General features: G+C 73.3%; 6 protein-coding genes and 1 pseudogene. 1 reads left to right on the top strand and 6 read right to left on the bottom strand.

The features are described 5' to 3' along the window. The 5 genes and pseudogenes from ACIA8Q_RS21610 to ACIA8Q_RS21590 form a co-directional block, all read right to left on the bottom strand. Window positions 1-113: pseudogene (locus ACIA8Q_RS21610) on the bottom strand (electron transfer flavoprotein subunit beta); the annotation flags it as partial. 195 nt (window positions 114-308) lie between these two features. Then, window positions 309-1148: a family 1 encapsulin nanocompartment shell protein gene (locus ACIA8Q_RS21605; RefSeq protein ID WP_360214257.1), complete on the bottom strand. Its 840-nt coding sequence runs from the start codon at window positions 1146-1148 to the stop codon at window positions 309-311. A gap of 29 nt (window positions 1149-1177) precedes the next feature. Continuing rightward, window positions 1178-2212 carry a Dyp-type peroxidase gene (locus tag ACIA8Q_RS21600; RefSeq protein WP_360214255.1) on the bottom strand — a complete coding sequence of 345 codons (1035 nt, stop codon included), beginning with the start codon at window positions 2210-2212 and terminating at the stop codon, window positions 1178-1180. Window positions 2213-2519: 307 nt separating this feature from the next. After that, window positions 2520-3158 (bottom strand): FMN reductase, encoded by a 639-nt coding sequence (locus tag ACIA8Q_RS21595; RefSeq protein ID WP_360214253.1) that lies wholly within the window; start codon window positions 3156-3158, stop codon window positions 2520-2522. Then, window positions 3155-4252, bottom strand: a complete 1098-nt coding sequence (locus ACIA8Q_RS21590; protein ID WP_360214251.1) for an LLM class flavin-dependent oxidoreductase — start codon at window positions 4250-4252, stop codon at window positions 3155-3157. The genes ACIA8Q_RS21595 and ACIA8Q_RS21590 overlap by 4 nt, the downstream gene beginning before the upstream one ends. 226 nt (window positions 4253-4478) lie before the next feature. On the opposite strand from ACIA8Q_RS21590, the gene ACIA8Q_RS21585 reads away from it, so the two are divergent. Next, window positions 4479-5240 (top strand): protein phosphatase 2C domain-containing protein, encoded by a 762-nt coding sequence (locus ACIA8Q_RS21585; RefSeq protein ID WP_360214249.1) that lies wholly within the window; start codon window positions 4479-4481, stop codon window positions 5238-5240. A gap of 115 nt (window positions 5241-5355) precedes the next feature. On the opposite strand, the gene ACIA8Q_RS21580 is transcribed toward ACIA8Q_RS21585, so the two are convergent. Next, window positions 5356-7680, bottom strand: coding sequence for a M9 family metallopeptidase (locus tag ACIA8Q_RS21580; protein WP_360214247.1), 2325 nt, complete (start codon window positions 7678-7680; stop codon window positions 5356-5358). Window positions 7681-7682 lie beyond the last annotated feature (2 nt).

Here is a 7682-nt window from a genome sequence, read left to right as displayed (position 1 = left end):
TCCGACAGCAGGCCGTCCACGCCCTCCCGGTCGGTGGTGTGGTCGTCCGCGAACCGACGGTCACCCGTCGCGTCCGGCACGTGCTTCACGCAGACGACGATCCTCAAGCTCATGAGCGGTTCTCCTGTCACGGGTGCACTGGATCCATGCCTCAGGTGATGCCGAGGGTACTGAGTGCCAATTCCGGCCCGGCCGCGCCCTGCGCGCCGCAAGCGCCACCTGGACCGGCATGCCGTGTCGGCTCTCTTCGACTGGCGTCAGAGGCTCCACCGAGAGAATACGGCACTCAGTACCCCTGGTAAAGGAACTCAGTACCCTTCCTGGTGGCCGGGCGGCCTGGTCGTGCCGGTACGACCCCCCAGGGCGACGGCCGCCTCGCCGGTGTGGACGCGGAAGGTGAGCGACTCCTGGAGGTAGAGCCGCACCGTGTCGGCGTCGTGCGCGAGGTAGCCGACCGAGACGTCCTGGCCGAGGAAGAGCTCGAAGTCGCCGCCCCGGGTGGAGAGCAGGAAGGCGCCCTCGATGGCCGGGGCCCAGATGATGTCGCCGTCGAGGAGCCGGGCGAGGTGGTTGTGGACGGGGTAGCCGTGGTCGCTCGTCTCGTTGACGGCGGTGAAGGCGTCCGCGCCGAGCAGCAGCGAGTAGGGCCCGCCGACGCCGGCAAGCCGCAGGGCGGTGAGGGCCCGGCTCACCGCCTCGGGGTACTCCCGGACGTCGTCGGGCAGCGGCACCCGGGCGTTGGTCGAGGCGTCCCGGATACCCTCGATCGCGGCGGCGCGGTAGCCCTCGAAGACGGCGCGGTCCTCGGCCAGCGCGATGGTGCGGGCGGCGTCCTTCACGGGCTGCCAGTCGGAGTCGCGGGCGCCGCGCTCGACGTCGTCGACCGCCTCGCGCCGGACGGTGAAGGGGACGCGCAGCTCGACGACGGGCTGCGCGGCGCGGGCGCGGGCCTCGACGCCGTCGGCGGGCGGCTCGACACCGGTCAGGTGGCCGGTGCCGACGGCGGCGAGGGTGGCGCCCTCGGGGCCGTGCAGGTCGACCACGCGCCGCCCGGCGACGTGCAGCCTGAAGGTCTGGCGGGCCTCCTCCTCGATCTCCGCCCACGCGGCGGCGGAGACGGGGGCGAGGTCGCGGTGCAGGTTGTCCATGGTGCGGGGTCCTTGTCGGGTGGGCCGGCTCAGCCGGTGCCGCGCAGGCTGCCGATGCCGAGCGAGCCGTCCGCGCGGGGCGCGGCCGGGGTGCCCGGCGCCGGCGGTGCGGGCGGGGTGCCCGGCGCCGGCGGTGCGGGCGGCGGGGAGTCGAGCAGCGCGGCGGTCGGGACGAAGAACAGCGAGCCGGTGACGGCGGTGGAGAAGTCGAGCAGCCGGTCGGTGGTGCCGGGCGGGTTGCCGACGAACATGTTGCGCAGCATCTCCTCGGTCACCCCGGGGTCACGCGCGTAGCCGATGAAGTAGGTGCCGAACTCGCCGCCGCGTTCGAAGGAGCCGAAGGCCATGTTGAAGCGGACGATCTTCCGCTCCTCGCCGTCCGGGCCGGTGACGACGGTCAGCGCCACGTGCGAGTCGGCGGGCTTGACCTCGTCGTCCAGCTCGATGTCGGTGAGCTTGGTGCGGCCGACCGCGCCCTCCTGCTCCTCGACGCTCAGCGCGTTCCACGTGTCCAGCCGGTGCAGGTACTTCTGGACGACGACGTAGCTGCCGCCGGCGAAGTCCCGGTCCTCCGCGCCGACCAGGGCCGCGGTCACGGCGGCCCGGCCCTCGGGGTTCTCGGTGCCGTCCACGAAGCCGAGGAGGTCCCGGTCGTCGAAGTACCGGAAGCCCTGGACCGAGTCGACCACCGTGGCGGCCCCGGCGAGCCGGCCGGTGAGCTGGCCGGCCAGCTCGAAGCAGAGGTCCATCCGTTCGGCCCGCAGGTGCAGCAGGAGGTCCCCGGGGGTGGCCGGGGCCCGGTGCCGGGCGCCGGCCACCTCCTGGAAGGGGTGCAGGGAGGCCGGCCGGGGGCCGGTGAAGAGGCGGTCCCAGAGCCCGGAGCCGATGCCGGTGACGCAGGTCAGACCGCCCTCGGGGGCGCGGAAGCCGACGGCGCGGCGCAGCCCGGCGAGGTCGGGCAGCAGTGCACGGACGGCGTCCTCGCCGCCGGGCTCGACGGTGAGGACCAGGAAGACGGCCGCGCTGGTCAGCGGGGAGAGCACGGCTTGCGGTTCGGCCTGCATGGTCGGCTCGCCCCTCCTCACCGCGCCCGGAGGGCGCCCCGCTCGGCGCGGTGGTCGCCGCGGCGCGCCGGGCGGCCGGAGCGGGACGGGGCGCCGGGAGCGGGACGGACCAGCGGAGATCTGATCATGCGTACGATTACACCGCAGAGCGGACGTTTCGGCACGGGAGCGGGCGCCCGAACGGAGCACCGGGCGGCGCGACGGAGGTCCGGCGGGCAGGGCGGCCGCCGCCCCGGACGTGCGGCAGGGGCGGGCGCCGTCGCGCACCCGCCACTGCCACTGCCACTGCCACTGCCACGCCGACGGCTCAGGCCCGCAGCGCCGCCAGCTGCTCGGCGAACGGCACCACCTGGTCCGGCAGGGTCGGCGCCGCCGGGCCGCGGCCGGCCAGCAGCGCGGCCAGCTCGCCCGCCGCCCGGTCGATCCGGCCCGGGAGGCCCTCGGTGAGCCCGTCCCCGCCGGCACCCCAGTCGTCGGTGGCCGCGTAGACGGCGGTCGGCACCACCACCGCCCGCAGGTAGGCGAAGAGCGGCCGGACGGCGTGCTCCAGGGCGAGCGAGTGCCGGGGCGTGCCGCCGGTGGCGGCGATCAGCACCGGCTTGCCGGCGAGCGCGTCGTGGTCGATCACGTCGAAGAAGGACTTGAACAGACCGCTGTAGGAGGCGGTGAAGACCGGCGTCACCGCGATCACGGCGTCCGCCTCCGTCACCGCCCCGACCGCAGCCCGCAGCGCCGCACCGGGGAAGCCGGTGACCAGGTTGTTGGCGATCTCGACCGCCAGGTCGCGCAGTTCGACCACCGTCACGTCGGCCGCGGCGCCCTCCGGCAGCCCCGCCCGCGCGGCCAGCTGCCGGTCCGTCGACCCGGCGAGCCGGTCGGCCAGCAGTCTGGTCGAGGACGGCTTGCTCAGCCCGGCACTCACCACCACCAGCTTGAACGCGTTCACTCGGCCACCTCCACGGCTTCCTCGTCCCGGGCCGCCACCCGGGCGGCGTGCGTCGGCCCGTCCGGCACCCCGGCCGGGCGGCCCTTGGCGAACTCCTCGCGCAGCACCGGCACGACCTCCTCGCCGAGCAGGTCCAGCTGCTCCAGGACGGTCTTCAGCGGCAGGCCGGCGTGGTCCATCAGGAACAGCTGGCGCTGGTAGTCGCCGAAGGTCTCGCGGAAGGACAGCGTCTTCTCGACGACCTCCTGCGGGCTGCCGACGGTCAGCGGGGTCTGCTCGGTGAACTCTTCCAGCGAGGGCCCGTGCCCGTACACCGGCGCGTTGTCGAAGTACGGACGGAACTCCCGCACCGCGTCCTGCGAGTTGCGGCGCATGAACACCTGGCCGCCGAGGCCGACGTACGCCTGCTCCGGCGTGCCGTGGCCGTAGTGGGCGTAGCGCTCGCGGTAGAGGCCGACCAGCTTCCGGAAGTGCTCCTTGGGCCAGAAGATGTTGTTCGCGAAGAAGCCGTCCCCGTAGTAGGCGGCCTGTTCGGCGATCTCCGGGCTGCGGATCGAGCCGTGCCAGACGAACGGCGGGACGCCGTCCAGCGGGCGCGGGGTGGCGGTGAAGGACTGCAGCGGGGTGCGGAAGCGACCCTCCCAGTCCACCACGTCCTCGCGCCAGAGCTGGTGCAGCAGTGCGTAGTTCTCGATCGCGAGCGGGATGCCCTGGCGGATGTCCTGGCCGAACCACGGGTAGACCGGGCCGGTGTTGCCGCGGCCCATCATGAGGTCCACCCGGCCGTCGGCCAGGTGCTGGAGCATCGCGTAGTCCTCGGCGATCTTCACCGGGTCGTTGGTGGTGATCAGGGTGGTCGAGGTGGAGAGGATGATGCGCTCGGTCTGCGCGGCGACGTAGCCGAGCATCGTCGTCGGCGAGGACGGGACGAACGGCGGGTTGTGGTGCTCGCCCGTCGCGAAGACGTCGAGGCCGACCTCCTCGGCCTTGCGCGCGATGGCCACCATGGCCTTGATCCGCTCGTGCTCGCTCGGGGTGCGTCCGGTGGTCGGGTCGGGGGTGACGTCGCCGACGGTGAAGATTCCGAACTGCATGCTGCTCACCACACTCCAGGTCGGCCCGGGCCTGCGGGCCCGGGCTCCGTGGCCCTCCCGGGCCAGATCGTCAAACTTTCAACCACCTTAGCACCGGGGTGCGCCCCACTATTCCCACCGGGCGCCCCCGCCCCGGACGCACCGCTCCCCCGCCGGCCGCCGGCCCCGCGGGATCCACGGGACCCGCCCACAATTGAGGGAGGAGCTCCGGAAGGGCGGCGAACCGATGGCGGCGTACATCGCGGTGAGCGCGCTGAGCCACGAGGGCCTGGTGCGGGAACACAACGAGGACAGCCTCACGGTCGGCCCGTGGACGCTCTGCGCCACCGTGACCGGCAACCCGCAGACCCTGCTGTTCCCGCTCGGCCCGCCCTGCGTGGTCGCCGTCGCCGACGGGCTCGGCGGCCACCCCGGCGGCGAGGTCGCCAGCTCCCTGGTCGCCCGCCGGCTGGCCGCCGACGGCGCCGGACTGACCGACGAGGAGGCCGTCCGGGAGGAGCTCCAGGACTGCAACCGCGCGGTCTACGCGGCCGCCGGCGGCGACCCCGGGCTCGCCGCCATGGGCACCACGGTGGCCGGCCTCGTCCTGCTGCCCGACCAGGCCCTGGCCTTCAACGTCGGCGACAGCCGGGTCTACCGGATCACCGCGGACGGCCTGCACCGGGTGAGCGTCGACGACAGCCCCCCGCTGCCGCCCGGCCGGCGCACCACCTCCGTGGTCACCCAGACCCTGGGCGGCTCGCTCGGACTGACCTTCGTCGAGCCGCACCTGCGCACCGAGCCGCTGGCCACCGGCGACCGCTACCTGGTGTGCAGCGACGGACTGACCGACCCGGTGCCGGAGGAGGAGCTCGCGGACCTGCTGGCCCGCTCCTCGGGCGGCTCGGAGCGCGCCGACGGGAAGGCCGCCTTCGACCTGTGGAAGGCGGCCGTCGAGGCGGGCGGGCCGGACAACATCACCCTGGCGCTGGTCCGGATCGGCGAGTAGGCGCCCCGCGGGGGAAGCGGACCGCAGGACGGGGAAGCGGACCCGCCCCGGCGGGGCGCCGAAGCGCTCCCGCCGGGGCGGTCACCTGTCCGTGATCGGTCGCTCCGGGGCGCCGTCAGAGTTCGCTCGTGACGCTCACCCCGCCGAAGCCCTGCTGGGCGTAGAGGCTGAAGTAGACGTAGCCGGCCGGCGGATCGGTGACGGTGAGGGTCTCCGCGTTGTCCGGCCCCGCCGAGCGGGTGGCGTAGGCGTTGGTGTACGCCCAGCCGCTCGGGTTGTAGTAGAGGTCGCCGTTGCCGGTGCCGCCGCTGGTGGTGATCCTCACCTGCTTGGTGCCGGCCGGCACCAGCAGGTAGAAGTGCGCGTAGTTGCCGGTGGTGGCCGCGATGTTGCTGCGCGCGCAGTTGGCGTCCAGCTTGCGGACGTCGGTGCCCGCGCACTCCGGCAGCTGCGGCTGGGTGGGCGTGCCGCCGGCGCAGGCGCCGCTGGCGCACCTGGTCAGCCAGGCGTCGAAGTCGGCGTCGTACCGGGTGCCGATGGTGGTCTTGAGCAGGGTCCGGGCTCCGGCCCAGTCGCCCGTGCGGTACTCGGCGAGTACGGCGTCGAGGTCGGAGCGGTGCTGCTCCAGCATGTAGCGGACGGCGAGGTAGCCCCAGCGGTAGACCCGGTCCTGGTCACCGTAGCCGGTGTCGAAGAGGTCGCTCAGCTTGTAGGTGTGCCGGGCGGCCGCCGCGATGGCACCGTCGTTGACGACCTTGCGGTACGCGTAGGACACGTACTCCGCGAAGCCCTCGACCCACCAGACGGTCGGGGTCGACATCCCGGCGTCGAAGTCGCCGTACATGTCGAACCGGCCGTCGAGGAAGTGCGTGTACTCGTGGTTGAGGTTCCAGATCTCGAACGAGGGGCGGGCCCACTCGGCCTCGTAGGCGACGAACCGCGGCTGGTTGCCGGCCTTGGCCGGGTCGCCCTCCAGGTACATGCCGCCGTTGTTGGTGTTGATCGCGTAGATGACGGCGGCCAGCACCTGGTAGTCGAAGGAGGAGTGGAAGACCACGACCTCGATCGTCCGGTTGTTGTCGTCCCGGACCGGGCCGTTGTCGCGCGCGACGGTGTGGAAGAAGGCGTCCTGGCCGGTCAGGCTGGTGCAGGCGGTGCCGAGTTGAGTGGTGTCCAACGCCTGGGCGAGGATCGTGATGCTCGGGCTGCAGGTGTACGAGACCGGCAGGTTGGCGGCCTTGAAGCGGGCCGCGTCGTCGCAGGTGCCGTAGGAGGCGCAGTTGGCGGTGTCGTAGAAGCGGACCGCGAGGGCGACGGCCGCCCGCTGGTAGCGGGTGCGGTCGGCCGGGGAGGACTGCGCGGCCAGCGTCTGCGCCCACGGGCGGATCCTGGGCACGAAGGACTGGTACTGCATGAAGCGGGTCATCTCGGTGACCGCGTTGAAGACCAGGTTGCCGTAGGAGCCGCCGAGCTGGTCGTTGTTGCGCACGGCGAAGGTGTACAGGGCGTCCAGCACGCTCGGGTCGGCCTGTACGGCGGGCAGGAAGTCCGCTTCCTGGTGGCCGCGGAAGAGCGCGGTGAACACCGGGTTCAGCGCGTACGCCATGTTGGCCGGGTTCCAGGTGGCACTGTCGTAGGCGGCGAGCAGCTGCTTCACGACGGGCAGGTAGCGGGCGCTGTCCTGGGCGCTGTCGATCAGCGTGGTCGCCCGGCCGAGCGGGCCCGAGTTGTCGTAACTGACGTCCCGGGAGTGGGGGTTGGCGAAGAACGCGTCCAGCGCGGAGCGGGTCGCCGTCTTCAGGGCGGCGCCGTACGGGCCCACCACGTCCGCGTTGTAGAACTGCACGAAGTAGCCGGCCTGCAGGTAGTACATCAGCTGCGTGATCGACGAGTCGTTGGTACCCCGGTAGCCGCCGGCGGCGTCGCGCACCGCGTAGGCCACGGTGACCATCTGGGACTCACGGAAGGCCGCCGCCGCGTCGCCGCGGCCGATCTGGAACAGGCTGCTGATGCAGTCCAGGTCCACGGACTTGATCTGCTGCACGAGGGCGCCACCGGTGCGGCCGGTGAAGTCGCCGACGTTGCAGGCCGCCGCGGCGCCGGCACCGGCCGCGCCGGAGCCGAGGGCCTTGGCGGCGGACCGCCCGGACGCCGCCGGATCCGCCGACTCCAGGGCCAGCGGGGCGGGTTGGCGGGGCGGGAGGGCGCTACGGCCGTCCGCCGCCTCCGCGGCGGCCTGCGCCGGGGAGGCGCCGATCGCGGGCGGCGGGGCCGGCGCGGTCGGCGCGGGACGGGTCGCGGTGGCGTCGCCGGGGCTCGGGGCGGCGGCGGGGGCGGCCTGGCTGCGCGGGGCGAACAGGCCGACCGTCAGGAGCAGGGTCAGGGCGAGCGTCAACAGTCTTGCCAGCTGCGGGAGTCGCAACGGGCGTGGGGTACTCACGT

This window comes from Kitasatospora sp. NPDC051705 (assembly GCF_044453265.1).
In the GTDB taxonomy this organism is placed as follows: Bacteria; Actinomycetota; Actinomycetes; order Streptomycetales; family Streptomycetaceae; genus Kitasatospora.
The sequence above is the reverse complement of the archived record's forward strand: the minus strand, read 5'-3'. Positions and strand labels throughout refer to the sequence as shown.